We start from the raw sequence: 19,889 nt of genomic DNA on the forward strand, positions 1-19,889 counted from the left end.
TGAGGTGGCGGAAAATGGCGAGCAGGTGGCCCGTGGCGCCGGCAGAATGCGCGCAGAACCGGGAGACACTCCATGCATCCGTGGCAACTCAGTGGCATCGACCACCAGCCGTTCGAGGCGCTTTTCGAATCCAGCGACGATGCGCTGGCCGCGCGGGGAATCGTGCGCCGGCGCGCCGGCGACAGCGGCGGCTACCCCTGCAGGGTCAGCCTGACCGACGCGCCTGCCGGTTCAGAACTGCTTCTGCTGCCCTACACACACCTGGCCACGCATTCGCCTTACCGCGCCTCGGGCCCGATCTTCGTGCAGCGCGGTGCAACCCGCTGCGTGCTGCCAGCGGGCGTGGTACCTGCCTACGTGCAGCGTCGGCTGATCTCGGTGCGCGCCTATGACAGCGCGGACTTCATGCTGAGCGGCCTGGTCTGCCAGGGCACCGAGGTTGCCACGCACCTGGACCGGCTGTTCGCCGATACGACGGTGGCCTTCGTGCAGCTGCACAACGCAGGACATGGATGCTTTTCGTGCCAGGTGGATCGGGTCGGCCACCCGCGTCAATGACGCTGCACGGGAACGTGATCGTCGCCGCGCCGCAGGCGTGACCACCAGCGTATTCGTTCAGTGTGGCGTGAAGCCTGCGGGAAGGGCTTCACACACGTAGTCACGGATCGGCATTGACGTGGTTTCCCACTGCGTATTGCAGCTCGATACTCGCGGCGGTACCGCTCATCGTCCGTCGCGCGATACGGCGTGGGTGCTGCGGTCACCGCTCCCTTCGACGACCACAAGGATGCGCCATGTCTCTGCGATACACCCCATTGCTGTTGGCCACCGTCATCGTTGGCGCCGGTGTTGGCGTTGCCGGCAACGCGGCTGCACACGGCACGATGATCACCCCGGTCAGCCGCGTCTATGCCTGCTTCCAGGGCAACCCGGAGAACCCCACCAACCCGGCCTGCGCGGCCGCCAAGGCCGTGGCCGGCTCGCAGGCGTTCTACGACTGGAACGGCATCAACCAGGCCAACGCCAACGGCAACCACCAGGCCGTGGTGCCCGACGGCAAGCTGTGCAGCGGCAACAACCCGACCTTCCGCGGCCTGGACCTGGAGCGCAGCGACTGGCAGGCCACGCCGATCCAGCCCGATGCGAACGGCAGGTTCACCTTCGTGTTCAAGGCGACCGCCCCGCACGCCACGCGCGACTGGAAGTTCTTCGTCACCCGCGCCGGCTGGCAACCGGGCAGCCCGCTGCGCTGGGCCGACCTGCAGGAATTCTGCTCGCTGGGCAACACGCCGCTGTCGGCCGATGGCACCTACAAGCTGCAGTGCACGCTGCCGCAGCGCAGCGGCCAGCATGTGATCTACAACACCTGGCAGCGCGCCGATTCCACCGAAGCGTTCTATACCTGCATGGACGTGCGCTTTGAAGGCGGCGGTACCACGCCGGTGCCGCAGTGGCAGGATGCCGGGCCGGTGACTGCACGTACCGAGCTGCCGGTGGGCACCACCCTGGCGCTGCGTGTGTTCAATGCCAACGGCAACGACGTGGAACGCGTGGAAGCCACCCTGGCCGCAGGCCAGACCACGCCGGCGCAGTGGCCATTGGCGCTTGCGCGCAAGGTCAACGCCAGTGCCCAGCACGCGCGCGTCGGCGTACTCAGCAACGGCGCGATCACGCCCACCGCCTCGGCCACCGACAACCGCGTGTACCTGAAGGACGGCAACCGCTTCCAGCTGGACACCAAGGTGCCAGATCCGGGTACGCCGTCACCCGGCGGTGATTTCGACCATGTGTATCCGGCCGGTATCGGCAGCTACGTGCCCGGGCAGACCGTGGTGAAGAGCAGCGACGGCAAGCTGTACGCCTGCCGCCCGTTCCCGGAAGGCGCGTGGTGCAACGTCAATGCCGAGGCCTACCGGCCGGGCGTGGGTTCGGCCTGGCGCGATGCGTGGGTGCCGTACTGAGGCATGGTCCCGGGGGCGGCGCTGTGCCGCCTCCGGTGTGCGGGGTTGCCGGCCAGCGGCCGGCACTACTTGCTGCTGACGTACTTCTCGCGGCGGATCTGCGGATTACCCAGGCCCGCCGCCTTCAGCGCTTCGGCGCAGGCGTCGACCATGTCCGGGTTGCCGCACAGGTAGGCGATGTCGGTGGCCGGGTCCGGCGTGAAGGCCGCCAGCGCCTGCTGCACATAGCCATGGTGTACGTCCGGGTGCGGCTCGGCCGGCAGTTCCCGCGACAGGCAAGGCACATAACGGAAGTTCGGGTGCTTTTCGGCGAAGCTGTAGAAGTCTTCGCTGTACAGCAGCTCGCCAGGGCTGCGTGCGCCCTGCAGCAGGACCACCTGCACGCCACGCTCGGCCATCGCCGTTGCCAGCAACGGCAGCATCGAGCGGTACGGGGTGACGCCGGTACCGGTGGCGATCAGCAGGTAGCGGCCGTTGTGGTCGCCCGGGTTCAGGCAGAACCGACCGTAGGGACCGGACGCGCTGACCTGGCCGCCGATGTCCAGCGCCTCGAACAGCGCCGTGGCGGCGCCACCGGGTACGAAGCTGACCGCGATATCCACCGCCTCGCCTGGCCCCAGCGCGTGGTCATGGATGGTCGCCAGCGAATAGCTGCGCTTGGTTTCGGTGCCATCGGCGTAGCTGAAATGGACCTGGATGAACTGGCCGGGCTGGAAATCCAGCGGCTGGCCGTCGTCACGCACGAACTGGTAATGGCCGATGGAGGGCGCCAGCATGCGGCGGTCGACCAGTTTGATGGGGAATTGGACAGGCACGACTTTTCGGGACAGTGTGTAGCCGGGGCAAGCCCTCGGGGTCTTCTATAATAGACCTTCCCCGCCCCTCTCCAGCGCCAGCCCATGGGCGCGAAGGCTTCGAGCTTGGCTTCCCTGAACGATACGGCGCCCGCCCTGCGCGTGCGCGACCTGCGTAAAACCTATGACAACGGCACCCAGGCCCTGAAAGGGGTCTCGCTGGAAGTGGCTCCGGGCGACTTCTTCGCCCTGCTGGGCCCGAACGGTGCCGGCAAGTCCACCCTGATCGGCATCATCAGTTCCCTGGTCAACCTCAGCGAGGGCCAGGTGGAAGTGTTCGGCAGCGACCTGGTGCGCAACCGCAGCGCCACCATGCGCCTGATCGGGCTGGTGCCGCAGGAGATCAACTTCAACCTGTTTGAAAAGCCCTTCGACATCCTGGTGAACTACGCCGGCTTCTACGGCGTGCCGCGCGCCGAAGCCGAGCAGATGGCCGAAGTCGAGCTCAAGCGCGCCCACCTGTGGGAGAAGGCGCAGGTGATGAGCCGCACCCTGTCCGGCGGCATGAAGCGCCGGCTGATGATCGCCCGCGCGATGATGACCCGGCCGCGCCTGCTGATCCTGGACGAACCGACCGCTGGCGTGGACATCGAGATCCGCCGCGACATGTGGCGGGTGCTGAAGGAGATCAACGCCGCCGGCACCACGATCATCCTCACCACCCACTACCTGGAAGAGGCCGAGCACCTGTGCCGCAACCTGGCCATCATCGACCACGGCCAGATCGTCACCCAGGGCCCGATGCGCGAACTGCTGGCCAAGCTTGACGTGGAAGGCTTCCTGCTGGACATCGACGGCACCCTGCCCGCCCAGTTGCCGGTGATCGAGGGGGCAACCCTGACCGCCACCGACGGCCATACGCTGGACATCGACATGCCACGTGCGATGGACCTCAACCGCGTGTTCGAGGCACTGAACGCGGCGGGCATCCGCGTGCGCTCGATGCGTACCAAGAGCAACCGCCTGGAGGAACTGTTCGTGCGCCTCACCGGCAACCAGGAGACGTCCGCATGAGCAGCACCCCGACCCCGGTCCTGACCGACGGCCAGCGCAACCGCATCGCACTGATGACCATCGTGCGCCGCGAAGTCGCCCGCATCATGCGCATCTGGGGCCAGACCCTGGTACCGCCGGCGATCACCATGACCCTGTACTTCCTGATCTTCGGCGGCCTGATCGGTTCGCGCGTGGGCGACATGGGCGGCTACACCTACATGCAGTTCATCGTGCCGGGCCTGGTGATGATGAGCGTGATCCAGAACAGCTACGGCAACATCAGCTCCTCGTTCTTCGGCGCCAAGTTCGGCCGCCACGTGGAAGAGCTGCTGGTCAGCCCGATGCCGAACTGGGTGATCCTGTGGGGCTACGTGGCCGGTGCGGTGCTGCGCGGCCTGATGGTGGGCGTGATCGTGCTGATCATCGCGATGTTCTTCACCCCGGTGCGCATCCCGCATCCGCTGGTGACGCTGAGCACGGTGATCCTGGGCGCGACGATCTTCTCGCTGGCCGGCTTCATCAACGCGGTGTATGCGAAGAAGTTCGATGACGTGGCGATCGTGCCGACCTTCATCCTGACTCCGCTGACCTACCTGGGCGGCGTGTTCTATTCGGTGAAGCTGCTGCCGCCATGGGCGGAGGCGGCCACGCACGCGAACCCGATCTTCTACATGGTCAACGCGTTCCGCTATGGCCTGCTGGGCAGCAGCGATGTGCCGGTGGTGGTGGCGTATGCGCTGATGATCGGTTTCGTGGTGGTGCTGACGGCGCTGGCGCTGTGGTTGTTGCGCCGTGGCGTGGGCATGCGCAGCTGAGGATGTTCTGCAGGGCCTGCGGCCCTGCACCCGCGTTGGTAGTGCCGGCCGCTGGCCGGCAACAGCAACAGCAACGTCAACAGCAACGTCAACGTCAAAAGCGAGATATCCGTGGGATGGCGGGATGGTGTCGGGTTGCGGGGACGCCGCAAGTACGTCCTTGTAGGCTTGGCCGCGCCATCCATGGCGCGGACACCCCGCAACCCGACACCACCCCGCCTTCGACAGTTTTCCGCTGCTGTCGTAACGGCGGTCTGTGCTGCTGTTGGTGGGTGTCGACCCTGGTCGACACAGTAGATCCACGCCATGCGTGGATGAAGCATTCGCGATGGAGCCGAGCATCTGCTCGGCTCTTTTCGTTTGTGAACTGATGGATGGGGATCCATCGAAAAGATGATCGCGTGGAACGAGCGAAGCGACCCGCTGTTGCTTTTGATTTTCTTCTTTGTATTCCGTGGTGGACGCACACGGAAACCGTCAGGGGTCGGGCGGGGTGGGCTCGCGGGGGTGTCCGCGCCATGGATGGCGCGGCCAAGCCTTATCTGATTGGAATCTGGCAACGTAGGTGTCGAGAGCCGGCGTGGGCCGCCGTGTAAGCCTGGATCTCGACGATCGCCATGTAGCTTGGCGCCCACGCCGGAATCTCCCTTGATCCGCCCGAACAGTTGCTGGAGCTGACACTCGCAGTGATAAGACTGGGCAAGCGGGGAGCTCTCGACCCTTCCAGACTATACGGAGTCCGGTGATGAACGGGATCGGGATTGATGTCAGCAAGCGCCGGCTCGACGTTGGCACGACAGACGGAAAGACCCTGCAGGTCAGCAATAGCCGCTCCGGCTTTGCTGAATTGGACCTCTGGCTGAGAAAACGCCCAGCCGTCCAGATCGTGCTGGAGGCCACTGGTGGCTACGAACAGCCTGTGCTGGACTTCCTGCACAACGCTGGTCATCCGGTGGTCCGCGCCAACGCGCTGCGGGCCCGAAGGCTGGCCCAGGGGATGGGGCAGATGGCCAAGACCGACCGCCTGGATGCCTATGCATTGGCGCAGATGGCGGCCTTGGTGAAACTGCCGTCCTATCAGCCATTGGAACCTTGGCAGCGGAAGATGCGGGAATTTGTGCGGGCACGTCGACAGGCGATGCACGCGCTGACCGTCGCGCGGCAGCAGCAGGAAATGGTGGGTAATCGTGAATTACGCCGACTGCTTCAGGCCAACATCACTTGCTTGCAGAGAACGGTGGAACGTTTGGGAAAGCGGATTTCCGAACAGGTTTCCAAGCAGCCTCAACTGGCTGTCCTGAAGTCGATGAAAGGTGTTGGCCCGGGCCTGCAGGCCGTGTTGGCCAGCTATCTTCCCGAGCTGGGCAAGATCAGTGGCAAGGCCGTGGCCAGCCTGGTCGGTGTGGCACCGATGTCCCATGACAGCGGGACCATGCGTGGCAAACGAAGCATCCATGGCGGCAGGGCTGAGATCCGTCAGGTGCTCTACATGGCCAGCATGTCGGCCATGCGGCATGAACCTCGCCTGCGGGACTTTTACCAGTCGCTGCGAGCGCGGGGCAAGGAAGGCAAAGTGGCCATCGTGGCGGTGATGCGGAAGATGCTGGTGATTCTCAACGCCCGTATGCGTGACGCTCAAGGCGGATCGATCCCCGCCTGAGCGCACCAGAGGGCGTTGCTCCTGAGGCTGCCGGCCAGCGGCCGGCACTACCGTGCCCGTCTGCAGGAGGGGCCCAGGCTCCTCCTGCAACACAGTTGCTACACGGACGTACTTGCGGCGTCCCCCGTGAGCCCACCCCGCCCGACCCAAACACAGCTTGCGCTTCAAACCACCACGAGGGGCTCAGCCGTTGGCCGCAAACTCCGGCACAATCGCTGCAGTGAATCCCCCAACTGCAGTGAGCGTGCAATGCGTATCCTGATCCTCGGCGCCGGCGGTACCGGCGGTTACTTCGGTGGTCGCCTGGCCCAGGCTGGCGTGGACGTGACCTTCCTCGTGCGCCCCGCGCGCGCCGCACAGCTGGATCGTGATGGGCTGGTGCTGCGCAGCCCGGTGGGCGATGCCACGTTCCCGGTACAGCACGTCATCGCTGATGCCCTGCCTGCGCTGGCTGCGGACACGCCGTTCGATCTGGTGATCCTCAGCTGCAAGGCCTACGACCTGGACAGCTCGATCGATGCCATCGCCCCGGCGGTGGGCGCGGGTACCACCGTGCTGCCGATCCTCAACGGCCTGCATCACTACAACGCGCTCGACGCGCGCTTCGGCCGCGACGCCGTGCTCGGCGGGCTGTGCTTCATCAGTGCGACCAAGGCGCCTGATGGCGCCGTGCTGCACCTGGGCAAGCCGGCCAAGCTGACCTTCGGCGAACGCGATGGCGGTGCGATCTCCGCGCGCGTGCAGGCGTTCGCAGCAGCGTGTGCGCAGGCCAATCTCGATCATCTGGCCAGTGAGCACATCGGCCAGGAACAGTGGATCAAGTACACGTTCCTGACCGCGCTGGCGGCGGCCACCTGCCTGCTGCGTGCGGACATCGGCACGATCGTGGCCACCGACGACGGCGACGCCATCGTGCGTGGGCTCTATGACGAATGCCTGGCGGTGGCCGAAGCAGCGGGTGAGCCGGTGCCGCAGGCGGCGCAGGACACCGCGCGTGGCACCCTGACCCAGGCCGGTTCGGCGTTGAAGGCGTCGATGCTGCGCGACCTGGAGGCAGGCCAGCAGGTGGAAGCGGCCCAGATTGTCGGCGACATGCTGGCGCGTGCGCGCGCCGCGGGCCAGGAAGCGTTGCTGCTGCAGGTCGCCTACAGCAGCCTGCAGGCCTACCAGGCCCAGCGCTCGGTGTGATCCGATGAACATGCCTGGCCCGTTGCCGAAGCGCGTACTGATCCTCGGCATGGGCTGGAGTGGCCGCGTGTTGGCCGCGCGCCTTCAGGCCCAGGGCGTACACGTGGAAGGCACGGTGCGCGATCCGGCGTCGGCACCTGACGATGGCCTGCTGCGTCATCAGCTGCGTGCTGACGCCGCGCTTGCCCCGAGCCTGCTCGCTGCGATTGCCCATGCCGACGCGGTGCTGTGCAGCGTCCCTCCCGATGCCGAGGGCGACCCTGCGCTGCGCCTGCTGCATGCCGCGTTGCGCGACAGCAGTTCACTGCGTTGGCTCGGTTACCTGTCGTCGACCTCGGTCTACGGCGACCGCGACGGTGGCTGGATCGATGAGCACAGCGTGGCCGATGCCACCGGGCCGGCAGGCATGCAGCGTCGCCTCGCCGAAACGCAATGGCGTGCGCTGGCGGATGCGCGCGGTATCGCCTCGGCGATGTTCCGCCTGCCGGGCCTCTACGGACCCGGGCGCAACGCGCTGCTGCAGCTGGCGCAGGGCCGCGCGCGGCACGTGGTGCGGCCGGGGCTGGTGTTCAATCGCCTGCACGTGGACGACCTGGCTGCGGTGGTGATCGCCGCGATGCAACGCCCCGCGACCAATGCGCTGTATCTGCCGAGCGATGACGAACCGGCGCCACCGCAGGATGTACTGGCCTTCGCTGCGCAGCTCGGGGGATTTACCCTGCCGCCCGCGGTGGCCTGGGACGATCCATCAGTGAGCGCGACATTGCGGCGCTTCTACCAGAGCAGCAAGCGCATCGACAGCCGCAGCACGCGCGACGCGCTGGGCTGGACGCCGCGGTTTCCAACGTATCGGGAAGGGCTGACGGATCTTGCCGCTTCGCTCGCCGGGCATGGCCCGGCGCTACCGGATCCGGGCGTTCCCGGCTGACGGATATTACCGCTTCGCTCGCCGGGCATGGCCCGGCGCTACCGGATCCGGGCGCTCCCGGCCGGCACTACCGTTTGCCGATCAGGCGGCGTCCGGCAACCGGAAGAACGCACGCGTGGCAGCCGTGGCGTTTGCCGCCGTGGTCTGCACATCCTCACCACGGTCCCGCGCCAGCTCTTCCACGATGTGCGACAGGAACACCGGTTCGTTGCGGCGATCCTTCGGCATCGGCTTCAAGGTGCGCGGCAGCAGGTACGGTGCGTCGGTCTCGATCATCAACCGGTTGGCCGGAATGTTCCTCACCAGCTCGCGCAGGTGGCCACCGCGCCGCTCGTCGCACAGCCAACCGGTGATGCCGATGTACCAGTCCTGGTCGAGATAATCGAACAGCTCCTGGCGCTCGCCGGTGAAGCAGTGCACCACGGCCGGACCGATGCGGCCTTCGAAATTCTTCATCTGCGCCATGAAATCGGCATGCGCGTCGCGCTGGTGCAGGAACAGCGGCTTGCCATTGTCTGCAGCCAGCTGCAGCTGGCGCTCGAACGCGCGATGCTGCGCCGGGCGCGGCGAGAAATCGCGGAAATAATCCAGCCCGCACTCACCTACCGCCACCACTTCGGCATGGGCGTGCAGCGCGCGCATCTCCGCATCGCACTCGTCGGTGTACTCCACCGCGTGGTGCGGGTGCACGCCGGCGGTGGCGTACAGGAAGCCCGGGTGCTGCTGCGCCAGCTGCAGGGCCAGCGGCGAATGCTCGCGGCTGGCACCGGTGATGATCATCTGCACCACACCGGCCCGGCGTGCGCGGTCCAGCACGGCGTCGCGGTCGCGGTCGAAGGAGTCGTGGGTCAGGTTGGCGCCGATATCGATCAGATGCATGGGGGCAGCAGAGGCAGGAAAACCCGCGCATTGTACCCGTGCCCGCCATGGCCCCTTATCCTTTGCAGATGAACGCCCCGCAATTCCCCATCTCTCCGCTGCTGCCGCAGATCCAGCAGCACCTGGCCGTGCACCCGCGGCTGGTGCTGGAAGCCCCGCCTGGCGCGGGCAAGACCACCCAGGTGCCGTTGGCGCTGCTCGATGCGCCGTGGCTGGAGGGTCGCAGGATCATCCTGCTGGAACCACGCCGGGTAGCCGCGCGCAGTGCCGCGATGTTCATGGCGCGCCAGCTCGGTGAGGAGGTCGGCGGCATCGTCGGCTACCGTATCCGCTTCGAGAACAAGGTATCGGCGCGCACGCGCATCGAGGTCGTCACCGAGGGCATCCTGACCCGGATGCTGCAGGACGATCCAATGCTGGAGACCGTGGGCGCGATCCTGTTCGACGAATTCCACGAGCGCCACCTCAGTGGCGACCTGGGCCTGGCGCTGGCGCTGGACGTGCAGTCGCAGCTGCGCGATGACCTGCGGTTGCTGGTGATGTCGGCGACGCTCGATGGCGAACGCCTGGCGCGCTTCCTCGACGCACCACGACTGAGCAGCGAAGGCCGCAGCTATCCGGTGGCGATCAGCCACTTCCCTGCCCGGCGTGACGAGGCGCTGGAACTGCAGGTGCGACGCGCGGTACAGCAGGCGCTGGCCGAGCACCCCGGTGACCTGCTGGTGTTCCTGCCCGGCCAACGTGAGATAGCACGCGTGCAGGCAGGCCTGCAGGACAGTCTTGCTGGCGCTGCGGTGGACGTCCTGGCCCTGCACGGTGAACTGCCGGTGGAACAGCAGGCGCGCGTGCTGCAGGCCGCCAGCGACGGCCGCCGCCGCGTGGTGCTGGCCACCAACGTCGCCGAATCCTCGGTGACCCTGCCCGGCGTGCGCGTGGTGATCGACAGCGGCCAGGCGCGCGAGCCCCGCTACGACCCCAACAGTGGATTCACCCGCTTGGACGTGGTCGCCATTGCGCAGGCCTCGGCCGACCAGCGTGCCGGCCGTGCCGGACGCGTGGCCGAGGGCGTGGCCTGGCGGCTGTGGCCGCAGTCGCAGCGGCTGGAACCGCAGCGTCGCGCCGAGATCGACCAGGTTGAACTGGCCGGCCTTGCGCTGGAACTGGCCGCCTGGGGCAGCAGTGACCTGCGTTTCCTTGACCCGCCACCGAGCGGGCCGATGGCCGCCGCACGCGAACTGCTGCAGCGCCTGGGCGCGTTGTCCAGCAGCGGCGCGATCACTGCACTTGGCCGTCGCGTGCTGGCGCTGGGCACCCATCCGCGGATGGCCGCGATGCTGCTGGCCGCAGCTGATGCCCGCGCGCAGGCGTTGGCCGCCGATCTGGCGGCATTGCTGGAAGCTCGTGACCCATTGCGCCAGGGCGGTGATGCACTGGCCGCACGCTGGCGCGCACTGGCGGCCTTCCGCAACGGCCGTGCGCCGGCCGATGCCAATCGCAGTGGCCTGGCCGCCATCGATGCCGCTGCCAAACAGTGGCGCCGTCGCCTGCGTTGTGACGCCGCACCGCCCGCCAGCATCGAGGCCCACGAACTGGGCGACCTGCTGGCCCATGCCTTCCCCGACCGCATTGCCTTCCAGCATCCGAACGACCCGCTGCGTTACCTGCTGGCCAACGGCCGCAGCGCCCGCCTGCATGAACTGAGCGACCTGCGGGGCGAACCGTGGCTGGTGGCCAGCGAACTGCGCTTCGAGGCGCGCGACGCGCTGCTGCTGCGCGCCGCACCGGTGGATGAAGGCTATCTGCGCAGGCACTGGCCCGAGCGCTTCGTGACCGAAGACGCGGTGCGCTGGGATGACACCCGCCGCGCCCTGGTCGCGCTGCGCGAAACACGCTTCGACCGCATCGTGATGGACAGCCGTTCGGCTGGCCGGGTTGATCCGCAGCTGGCGGCGCAGGCACTGACCGACGCCGTTGCCGAGCTCGGCCTGCAGGCATTGCCATGGACCGACGGTCTGCGCCAGTGGCAGGCACGGGTGGAATCGCTGCGGCGCTGGATGCCCGAGCTGGGCCTGCCCGACTGCAGTGATGCCGCATTGCTGGCCAACCGTGCGCAGTGGCTGCAGCCGGCGTTCGCGGGCAGGACACGGCTGGATGCACTGGACGAGGCCAGTTTCGGCGAAGCGCTGAAGTCGCCACTGGAATGGTCGCAACGGCAGCTGGTCGAGCGCCACGCGCCCACCCGGATCACCGTGCCGTCGGGGCTGGAGCGGCCGATCAGCTACGCGCTGGACGGCGAAAGCGGCGAGCCGTTGCCGCCGGTGCTGGCGGTGAAGCTGCAGGAGTTGTTCGGCCTGGCCGATACGCCACGCATCGCCGATGGCCGGGTGCCGCTGACCCTGCACCTGCTGTCGCCGGGTGGCCGGCCGTTGCAGGTCACCCAGGATCTGCGCAATTTCTGGGAGAACACCTACGCCGAGGTGAAGAAGGAGATGAAGGGCCGTTACCCGCGCCACCCGTGGCCGGACGACCCTTGGACGGCTACGGCGACCCACCGGGCCAAGCCGCGCGGGACGTAATGCGCGCCGACACCCCGCCCGTTCCTGAATGGCTGCGGTAGAGTCACACCACGCGCCCGCCTGACTGACATACCGTTTACGGGCAACAGGCGACACTGGACTTCGACCCGAGGCAAGGACACCCCCGCATGAGCAAGCTGACCGTAATCACCGACCGCGCCCTGGAGCGCGCCCTCGACCTGGCCCATACCGCAGGTGATGGCCTGAAGAGCGCGGGCGGCAGCCTGCGTCACCTCGGCCCGCAGGCCAGCGACTGGATCAAGACCGGTGCCGCCCTTGGCGCGGTGAAGACCGGCGGCAAGGTCGCCACCAGGTTCGCCCGCCGCAATCCGGCGGTGACCATCGCGGCAGCTGCCGTGGGCGTAGGCCTGCTGGGCTATGCGCTGTACCGCAAGCAGCAGAAGAAGAAGGCCGCCAATGGCCATGTGGTCAACGGCCAGGCCCAGCGCATCAATGCGCGCGATCGCCGCAACGACACCGTGGTCGACGAGCACAGCGATATCGGCAGCGACGCCTGATTGACCGGGGTCGGATCCCTTCCGCAGGAAGGGCTCTGACCCCATGACGCTGCACGAGGGTCGGACGCCGCAAGGCCTCCGGCCTTTTTTCAGCCGATCTGCCGCCACTGCCCGGGCTGCAGGTCATCCAGCCGGTATGGCCCCATTGCAGCGCGTACCAGGCGCAGCGTCGGCAGGTTCACCGCAGCGGTCATCCGCCGCACCTGGCGGTTACGCCCCTCGCGGATCGTGATCGCCAGCCAGCTGTCGGGCACCGTCTTGCGGAAGCGCACCGGCGGATCGCGCGGCCACAGTTCAGGCGCAGGATCGAGGCGCTCGATTTTCGCCGGCAGCGTCGGCCCGTCATTGAGCACCACGCCATCGCGCAGCTGCTGCAGCTGTCCGTCGCTGGGCGTGCCTTCCACCTGCACCCAGTAGAGCTTGTCCGCCTTGTGCTTCGGGTCGGTCAACTTGTGCGCCAGCGTTCCGTTGTCGGTCAGCAGCAGCAGGCCTTCACTGTCATGGTCGAGGCGGCCGGCAGCGTAGACGCGCGGCGGCAAACCGAAGCCGGCCAATGTCGGCCGCGGCGGCACGCTGCGGTCGGTGAACTGGCAGAGCACGTTGAACGGCTTGTTGAAGGCAATCAGCATCGCGGGGACGGCAGGCGGCGGGCAGGGCATTGTCCCATGCCACGCCGCGTGCTCGCCGGGCATGGCCCGGCGCTACCGGGTCACGGCTTCACGAAACGCAGGGTCATGCGGTCGCTTTCACCAATGGCCTGGTACTTGGCATCATCCGCCTTGTCATGCTGGTTGGTCGGCGGCAGGGTCCACACGCCATTCGGATGGTCCTTGGTATCGCGCGGGTTGGCATTGACCTCGGTGCGCGCGTCGAGCTTGAAACCGGCGGCCTCGGCCATCGCGATCACCTGCTGCTGGCCCACATAACCGGTGTCGTCAGCGTCGGCCACGTCGGCCTTGGCGCGGTGCTCGACCACGCCGAGCACGCCGCCCGGCTTGAGCACGTTGAAGAAGCCCTGGAACATGCCCTGCGCCTGGCCGGCCTTGCGCCAGTTGTGCACGTTGCGGAAGGTCAGCACCACATCGGCCGAGTTGGCTGCACCGAACACCGGCTTGGCCGGGTCGTAGGCAACCACGGTGGTTTTGTCGAACTGTGCCGGTGCGGCGGCGTACTTCTTTTCCAGGCTGTCGCGGCTGCGCTGCTGGTAGTCGCGGCCACGACCTTCAGCCACGGCCTGCGGATCGACCACCGCAGCGATGTAATGACCCTTGTCGCGCAGCAGCGGCGCCAGGATCTCCGAGTACCAGCCATTGCCCGGGGTGATCTCGATGACGGTCTTTTCCGGCGCGACGCCAAAGAAGCCCAAGGTCTGCGCAGGATGACGGAAACCGTCGCGCTTGACGTTGGCGGGGTCGCGGGTCGAGGCCTTCACCGCGGCATCGATCGCGGGCGACACCTGGATCTTTGCCGGTGCGACCGTGGCCGGCGCGGCGAATGCGGGAACGGCAACCAGCAGCGCCGAAGCAAGCAGCAGGCGGCAACCACGCAGGGATGAGGCAGCAATCATCGGGGCGACTCCAGCGGAAGATGCGGCGAGACTAGCAGCCGCCGCGCCGCAGGTGTTCACAAAACGTTAGCCGCGTGCGCGGTGCGGAACACAGTTTTGTGGTCAGCGCCGCAGCGCGGTCACACATCGCGTTCTATCCTGAAGGACTTCCCCCAAGGAGTCCGTGCCCATGACGGCAAACCGCGAACTGGGCCGTTCAGGCCTGCATGTAGCTCCGCTCGCCTTCGGTGGCAACGTGTTCGGCTGGAGCGCTGATGAGAAGGCCAGCTTCGCCCTGCTGGATGCCTTCGTCGATGCCGGCTTCAACCTGGTCGACACCGCCGACGTGTACTCGGCGTGGGTGCCGGGCAACCAGGGTGGCGAGTCGGAGACGCTGCTGGGCAAGTGGTTCGCGCGCAGCGGCAAGCGCGACAAGGTGGTGCTGGCGACCAAGGTGGGCAAATGGGCCGAGCGCCCCGGCCTCACCCCGGACAACATCAATGCGGCGGTGGAGGATTCGCTGCGTCGCCTGCAGACCGAGGTGATCGATCTGTACCAGGCTCACGAGGACGATGAATCCACGCCGCTGGAAGCGACCCTGGCCGCGTTCGGTCGCCTGATCGAGGCGGGCAAGGTGCGCGCGATCGGCGCGTCCAACTACAGCGCCACGCGTCTGGCCGATGCCTTGAAGGTCTCTACCGACTACGGGCTGCCGCGCTATGAAACCCTGCAGCCGGAGTACAACCTGTACGACCGCGCCGGCTACGAGAAGGAACTGGAACCGCTGGTGCAGCGCGAGCAGATCGGCGTGATCAACTACTACGCACTGGCCAGCGGCTTCCTCAGTGGCAAGTACCGCACGCCGGACGATGCCGGCAAGAGTTCCGCGCGCGGCGCCACCGTGGTCAAGCGTTACCTGAACCCGCGCGGCCTGCGCATTCTGCAAGCACTGGATGACGTGGCCAGCAAGCACAACGCCACTGCCGCGCAGATCGCGCTGGCGTGGCAGATCGCACGGCCGTCGATCACCGCACCAATCGTCAGTGCCACCAGCGTGGAGCAGCTGCACGACCTGCTGGCGGCGGCGAACGTGGCGTTGAGCGTGCAGGATGTGGCGCAGCTGGACGCGGCCAGCGCGGAAGGTTGAAGGCGGAGGGTGCCGGCCAACGTCGGCACCCTTCAACGGATCCGCGCCATGCGTGGATGCTTTGCCTCAGCGCGGCAGGCTGTCCTCGGCCACCAGCGCATGGTGCATGCCGATGCCCGCGCGCACGCCTTCGGCCATGGCCAACGTGATGTTGCCGACCGTGGTCGCATCACCGGCGGCGTACACGTTCGGCACCGAGGTCTGTTTCATCATGTCCACCTCGGCCAGCACGCCCAGCGGACTCTCCACCAGCGCGCAGCCCAGCTGCTGTACCAGCGGCGTGGCCATCTGCTGCATGGCCGGCACGAACAGCGCACGCTGGGCGACTCGGCGACCGTCGGCAAGTTCCACTTCCAGCCACGTCGGCTGCTCGCCGTGCACACCTACCACCGGCGTGGTTTCCACCTGCACGCCGCGCTGCTGCATGGCGGCCAGCTCCTCGTCGCTGATCGGCAGGCCCTGGCTGAAGAAGGTGACGTTGCCCCAGTCGGCGAACAGCGGCGCCTTGCCGGCCGACATCGGATGGCCGCCGAGCAGGCCGATCGAACCGCCACCCACTTCATAACCATGGCAGTACGGGCAGTGCAGCACGGTGCTGCCCCAGCGCTCGGCCAGGCCGGGCAGATCGGGCAGCTGGTCAGCGATACCGGTGGCCAGCAGCAGCTTGCGCGCGGTCAGTACCTGGCCGTCGGCGGTACGCACCTCGACACCTTCGGTGCGGAGCGTGGCCTGCACCGCTTCGGCATTCAGCCAACGCACGCTCGGGTAGTCCAACAGTTGCTGGCGCGCGTTCTTCAACAATTCGGCGCCACTGATGCCGTCCAGGCCCAGCACGCCGTGCGAATGGCTGGCGAAACGGTTTCGCGGCGAACCCGCATCGATGATCGTGACCGGCCGGCGCGCACGCGCCAGGATCAGTGCGGCGGCGATGCCGGCGTAGCTGCCGCCGACGATGAGGACATCAGGATTCATGGTGACCTTCCAGGGAACGGTGATGGGCAAGATGGCGGGCGAAGTCGGCGCCAAGCTGGTCGAGGGTGGTTGCCTGCAGCCGCTGCTCGAGCAGGCGCTGCGCTTCGCGGGCACTCTCCAGCAGGGCCTGGTTGACCAGCTGCTGGATCGGGCAGCCGCCCCTGCCTTCGCGGGTACCGACCTGGACCATCGGCGGCGCGCCGATGGCCTGGTAGACGTCGTACAGGGTGATCGTCGCCGCATCGCGGGCGAGCTGGCTGCCGCCACCGTGGCCGCGCGTGCTGCGTACCAGGCCGGCCTTGTGCATCTGCGCCAGCAGGCGGCGGATCACCACCGGATGGGTCGGCAGGCAGGTCGCCAGCTGTTCGGAGGTTCGCGGCCCGTGCTGGCCGACCAGATGGGCCATCACGTGCAGCGCGTCGGAAAGCGGATTCGCGGATTTCATGTAACAACAATAGTTACATTTAAACCACCTGTCGAGGGTCTGCTTTTGTTCCAAATGGACACATTTGTCCAAGTAAACATAACCTTCACATCACTAAACAGAACGGTAATGTGACAGACATCGCACTTCAGAGCGCTCAAGGACGGTCGATACCGCATCGCACCCCTTCCGAGATCTCGTCCCATGAAAGCCTCTTCCCATGCGCCGCGGCTGCAGTCGAAGCTGCTCGGTGCCGTTTCTGTTGGTCTGGCTGTTGTCCTGGTATGCGCCCTGGCGGGCCTGGCGTCGGCCTGGTTGAAGCTGTCCACCGACGTACCGCCGGAGGTTGCCCACAGCCGTGACGCCGAGCGCCTGCAACGCGAATTCCGCGGACAGGTACAGGAGTGGAAGAACGTGCTGCTGCGCGGCCACGATGACGCGCTGCGCCAGCATCACCTGCAGGCCTTCGACAACGAAGGCCGCGTCGTTGCCGAACTGGCCACGGGCCTGGCCGCCAGCCCCGATGCGCGCACGCGCGAACTGGCGCAGGCGTTTTCCGGCCTGCACGCACAGTTGCAGCAGGACTACCACGCCGCACTGCAGGCCTTCGCTGACGCCAGCTACGACCCGGCGGTTGGCGATTCCCTGGTGCGTGGCAAGGACCGTCCGGTGGCGGCCGCGCTGGATGCGCTGGGTACGCAGGCCACCGAGGTGGCCGAAGCCGCGGTGACCGCGCGTTCGCACCAGGCACGGCAGACGCTGCTGCTGTGCGCCGCGCTGACCATCGGCGCCGCCGTGCTGCTGCTGATCGCCCTTGGCTGGTGGCTGCGGCGCGCCGTGGTGCAGCCGGTGCTGGCGGTGGAAGCGGCCGCGCGTGCTGTCGCCGCCGGTGACCTCGACCACGTGGTGCAGGTGCGCAGCCGCGACGAGATCGGTCGCCTGGCACAGGCGATGCAGGCCGTGCAGAGCACCCTGCGTGGGGTGCTTGATGCGCAGACCGCGATGGCCAGGGCTCACGACGCCGGCACGATCAGCCACCGCATGGACAGCAGCGCCTTCCCCGGCGCCTACGGCACGATGGTGGCCGACACCAACACCCTGGTCGATGCACACATCCAGGTGAAAATGCGCGCGATCACGATCATGGGCCGCTATGCCGTGGGCGATCTCAGCCTGGACATGGAGCGCCTGCCCGGCGAGAAGGCCGTGATCACCCAGGCGCTGGATGCGGTCAAATCCAACCTGGGCGCGATCAACGGCGAGATCCGCCGCCTGGCCGAAGCCGCTGCCGCAGGCGACTTCAGCCAGCGTGGCGACAGTGCGCGCTTCGAGCATGATTTCCGCGCGATGGTCGATGGCCTGAACCGCTTGATGCAGACCACCGAACAGAACCTGGGGGAGGTATCGGCCATGCTGCGTGCCATTGCCGATGGTCGCCTGGGTGCGCGTATGGACGGCGACTTCCAGGGCGTGTTCGCCCGCATTGCGGGGGATGCCAACGCCACCGCCGCGCAGCTGGCGACGATCGTCAGCGACATCAAGCACGCCTCCGGCAGCATCCACACCGCCGCTGCGGAAATTTCCGCCGGCAACAACGACCTGTCGCGCCGCACCGAACAGCAGGCGGCGAACCTGGAAGAAACCGCCGCGTCGATGGAGGAACTGACCTCCACCGTGCGCCAGAACGCCGAGCATGCGCGGCAGGCCAACCAGCTGGCGATCGGTGCGCACAGCGTGGCCTCGCACGGCGGTGAAGTGGTCGGCCAGGTCGTGGCGACGATGGATGCGATCGAAGGCTCGTCGCGGCAGATCGCCGACATCATCAGCGTCATCGACGGCATCGCGTTCCAGACCAACATCCTGGCGCTGAATGCCGCGGTGGAAGCGGCGCGTGCCGGCGAGCAGGGCCGTGGATTCGCGGTGGTCGCCAGTGAAGTGCGTACGCTGGCACAGCGGTCGGCGGCGGCGGCCAAGGAAATCAAATCGCTGATCGAGGCGTCGGTGGACCAGGTTGGCCACGGTGCGCAGCGCGTGCGCCAGGCCGGCGACACCATGGCCGAGATCGTCGCGTCGGTGCAGCGCGTGACCGACATCATGGCCGAGATCTCCGCTGCGTCGCAGGAACAGTCGGCCGGCATCGAGCAGGTCAGCCAGACCATCATCCAGATGGATGGCACCACCCAGCAGAATGCCGCGCTGGTGGAAGAAGCCAGCGCAGCGGCACGCAGCCTGGAACAGCAGGCGGATCGCCTGATCGAAGCGGTGGATGTGTTTGATCTGTCCACCACGGCGACAGCAACGGGTGCCTTGGCGCGCGCGGCCTGACGGATCCACCGGGCAGTGTGGGTGTTGCCGGCCAGCGGCCGGCACTGCCATGCGTGCGATTCCCGGTAGTGCCGGTCGCTGGCCGGCAACCCGGACACTCCATCAGCGCAGGTAATCCGAGGCGGCCATCGCCTCGCCCAGGTAATCCAGGAACGAGCTGATCCGTGCCGATACGGCCGTGTTGCGGTAGTACACCGCATGGATCGGCTGGTACACATCCAGCGTCTGCGCGGCCAGCACCGGCACCAGGGTGCCGGCCGCGCGGTCGCGTTCGGTCACGAAGTCGGACAGGCAGGTGATGCCCACGCCCTCCACCGCCAGCGTGCGCAGGGTCTCGCCGCTGGACACCGCGATGTCTGGCCGCACCAGCAGCTGCCCCTCGGCATCACCCGGCAGCGGCCATCGGTTCAATGACTCCGGCTCGTTGAACCCCAGCAGCGTGTGCTGACCCAATGCCACCACGCTGGCGGGCTGGCCGTGCGTGGCCAGATAGGCCGGGCTGGCCAGCACCTGCAGCCGGCAGCGCCCCAGCGGCCGCGCATGCAGGGTGGAATCGGCCAGCGGGCCGATACGGATCGCCAGATCGGTGCGCCGTTCCAGCAGGTCGATGTAGCGCTCGGAACTGTTCAACTCCAGCTGCACGTCCGGATAGCGCGCGCGGTAGCCAGCCACCAGCGGCGCGATCACGTGCAGCACGAACGGCATCGCTGCATCCACCCGCAGCCGGCCAGCCGGACGCTCGCGCCGCGCCGCCATCTGTTCCTCGGCCGATTCCACCGCATCGATGATCGCCCGCGCATGGCGCAGATAGGCCTCGCCCTCGGCGGTCAGGTGCAGGCGGCGGGTGGTGCGGGTCAGCAGGGTCGTGCCCAGCTTGTCCTCCAGACGGCCCAGCGCGCGGCTCACGCCCGAAGGTGTCTGCCCCAGCTGCTCGGCAGCCGCGCTGATCGAACCGCTGTCGATCACCGCCAGGAAGGCCTGCATTTCGTCGAGGGTGGTTTTCATGGCGCCATTATTGACCACGCGGCAAGAGTGATTGGCGTGAAGACCGGTTTTTCGGCAAAGGTCGGCCGCGCACACTGCGCGCCTTCCTTCCCTCT

General features: G+C 67.3%; 18 protein-coding genes. 11 read left to right on the top strand and 7 right to left on the bottom strand.

The genetic code is table 11. From position 1 onward, the window contains the following. Positions 1-72 precede the first annotated feature (72 nt). On the top strand, positions 73-558 hold the full coding sequence (locus LMF57_RS19290; protein ID WP_229290425.1) for a DUF1203 domain-containing protein: 486 nt from the start codon (positions 73-75) through the stop codon (positions 556-558). Positions 559-794: 236 nt separating this feature from the next. Next, positions 795-1,961: a lytic polysaccharide monooxygenase gene (locus tag LMF57_RS19295; RefSeq protein WP_229290426.1), complete on the top strand. Its 1,167-nt coding sequence runs from the start codon at positions 795-797 to the stop codon at positions 1,959-1,961. Positions 1,962-2,026: 65 nt separating this feature from the next. Here LMF57_RS19295 and LMF57_RS19300 read toward each other — a convergent pair whose 3' ends face one another. Next, complete coding sequence (locus LMF57_RS19300; protein ID WP_080149594.1) at positions 2,027-2,776, bottom strand: ferredoxin--NADP reductase; 750 nt, start codon at positions 2,774-2,776, stop codon at positions 2,027-2,029. 84 nt (positions 2,777-2,860) lie between these two features. Here LMF57_RS19300 and LMF57_RS19305 point away from each other — a divergent pair, with 84 nt between their 5' ends. The 5 genes from LMF57_RS19305 (at position 2,861) to LMF57_RS19325 (ending at position 8,402) form a co-directional block, all read left to right on the top strand. Continuing rightward, positions 2,861-3,829, top strand: a complete 969-nt coding sequence (locus tag LMF57_RS19305) for an ABC transporter ATP-binding protein (RefSeq protein ID WP_051501690.1) — start codon at positions 2,861-2,863, stop codon at positions 3,827-3,829. After that, positions 3,826-4,626 (top strand): ABC transporter permease, encoded by an 801-nt coding sequence (locus tag LMF57_RS19310; RefSeq protein WP_229290427.1) that lies wholly within the window; start codon positions 3,826-3,828, stop codon positions 4,624-4,626. The genes LMF57_RS19305 and LMF57_RS19310 overlap by 4 nt, the downstream gene beginning before the upstream one ends. Before the next feature lie 745 nt (positions 4,627-5,371). Continuing rightward, a complete protein-coding gene (locus tag LMF57_RS19315) occupies positions 5,372-6,286 on the top strand; it encodes an IS110 family transposase (RefSeq protein ID WP_229290428.1) in 915 nt (304 codons plus the stop codon). A 249-nt stretch (positions 6,287-6,535) separates the two neighbouring features. Then, complete coding sequence (panE, locus tag LMF57_RS19320) at positions 6,536-7,474, top strand: 2-dehydropantoate 2-reductase (protein WP_229290429.1); 939 nt, start codon at positions 6,536-6,538, stop codon at positions 7,472-7,474. A gap of 4 nt (positions 7,475-7,478) precedes the next feature. Then, the gene (locus LMF57_RS19325; protein WP_229290430.1) at positions 7,479-8,402 is read left to right on the top strand and encodes an NAD-dependent epimerase/dehydratase family protein; all 924 of its coding nucleotides are present in this window, start codon (positions 7,479-7,481) and stop codon (positions 8,400-8,402) included. An 81-nt stretch (positions 8,403-8,483) separates the two neighbouring features. Here LMF57_RS19325 and LMF57_RS19330 read toward each other — a convergent pair whose 3' ends face one another. Further along, the gene (locus LMF57_RS19330) at positions 8,484-9,281 is read right to left on the bottom strand and encodes a TatD family hydrolase (protein ID WP_229290431.1); all 798 of its coding nucleotides are present in this window, start codon (positions 9,279-9,281) and stop codon (positions 8,484-8,486) included. Between the two features lie 68 nt (positions 9,282-9,349). On the opposite strand from LMF57_RS19330, the gene hrpB reads away from it, so the two are divergent. Both hrpB and LMF57_RS19340 read left to right on the top strand, forming a co-directional pair. Beyond that, complete coding sequence (gene hrpB, locus LMF57_RS19335; protein WP_229290432.1) at positions 9,350-11,857, top strand: ATP-dependent helicase HrpB; 2,508 nt, start codon at positions 9,350-9,352, stop codon at positions 11,855-11,857. A 128-nt stretch (positions 11,858-11,985) separates the two neighbouring features. Further along, positions 11,986-12,375, top strand: coding sequence for a hypothetical protein (locus LMF57_RS19340; RefSeq protein WP_093819471.1), 390 nt, complete (start codon positions 11,986-11,988; stop codon positions 12,373-12,375). A gap of 89 nt (positions 12,376-12,464) precedes the next feature. Here LMF57_RS19340 and LMF57_RS19345 read toward each other — a convergent pair whose 3' ends face one another. Together LMF57_RS19345 and LMF57_RS19350 are read right to left on the bottom strand one after the other, a co-directional pair. Beyond that, positions 12,465-13,004, bottom strand: a complete 540-nt coding sequence (locus LMF57_RS19345) for a pseudouridine synthase (RefSeq protein ID WP_025877589.1) — start codon at positions 13,002-13,004, stop codon at positions 12,465-12,467. An 80-nt stretch (positions 13,005-13,084) separates the two neighbouring features. Further along, positions 13,085-13,942, bottom strand: coding sequence for a class I SAM-dependent methyltransferase (locus tag LMF57_RS19350; RefSeq protein ID WP_025877590.1), 858 nt, complete (start codon positions 13,940-13,942; stop codon positions 13,085-13,087). 169 nt (positions 13,943-14,111) lie between these two features. On the opposite strand from LMF57_RS19350, the gene LMF57_RS19355 reads away from it, so the two are divergent. Further along, positions 14,112-15,068, top strand: a complete 957-nt coding sequence (locus tag LMF57_RS19355) for an aldo/keto reductase (protein WP_229290433.1) — start codon at positions 14,112-14,114, stop codon at positions 15,066-15,068. Positions 15,069-15,134: 66 nt separating this feature from the next. Here the strand turns inward: LMF57_RS19355 and LMF57_RS19360 are convergent, their stop codons facing one another. Both LMF57_RS19360 and LMF57_RS19365 read right to left on the bottom strand, forming a co-directional pair. Further along, positions 15,135-16,040, bottom strand: a complete 906-nt coding sequence (locus LMF57_RS19360) for an NAD(P)/FAD-dependent oxidoreductase (RefSeq protein WP_229290434.1) — start codon at positions 16,038-16,040, stop codon at positions 15,135-15,137. Continuing rightward, the gene (locus LMF57_RS19365; RefSeq protein ID WP_032976824.1) at positions 16,030-16,485 is read right to left on the bottom strand and encodes an Rrf2 family transcriptional regulator; all 456 of its coding nucleotides are present in this window, start codon (positions 16,483-16,485) and stop codon (positions 16,030-16,032) included. Before LMF57_RS19365 ends, LMF57_RS19360 begins: the two co-directional genes overlap by 11 nt. A gap of 183 nt (positions 16,486-16,668) precedes the next feature. Here LMF57_RS19365 and LMF57_RS19370 point away from each other — a divergent pair, with 183 nt between their 5' ends. Beyond that, positions 16,669-18,789: a methyl-accepting chemotaxis protein gene (locus LMF57_RS19370; RefSeq protein ID WP_140225344.1), complete on the top strand. Its 2,121-nt coding sequence runs from the start codon at positions 16,669-16,671 to the stop codon at positions 18,787-18,789. A gap of 102 nt (positions 18,790-18,891) precedes the next feature. On the opposite strand, the gene LMF57_RS19375 is transcribed toward LMF57_RS19370, so the two are convergent. Then, positions 18,892-19,794 (bottom strand): LysR family transcriptional regulator, encoded by a 903-nt coding sequence (locus LMF57_RS19375; protein ID WP_059065568.1) that lies wholly within the window; start codon positions 19,792-19,794, stop codon positions 18,892-18,894. Positions 19,795-19,889: the final 95 nt, after the last annotated feature.

Origin of the sequence: Stenotrophomonas sp. SI-NJAU-1 (genome assembly GCF_020883215.1) — a bacterium.
Lineage (GTDB): Bacteria > Pseudomonadota > Gammaproteobacteria > Xanthomonadales > Xanthomonadaceae > Stenotrophomonas > Stenotrophomonas indicatrix.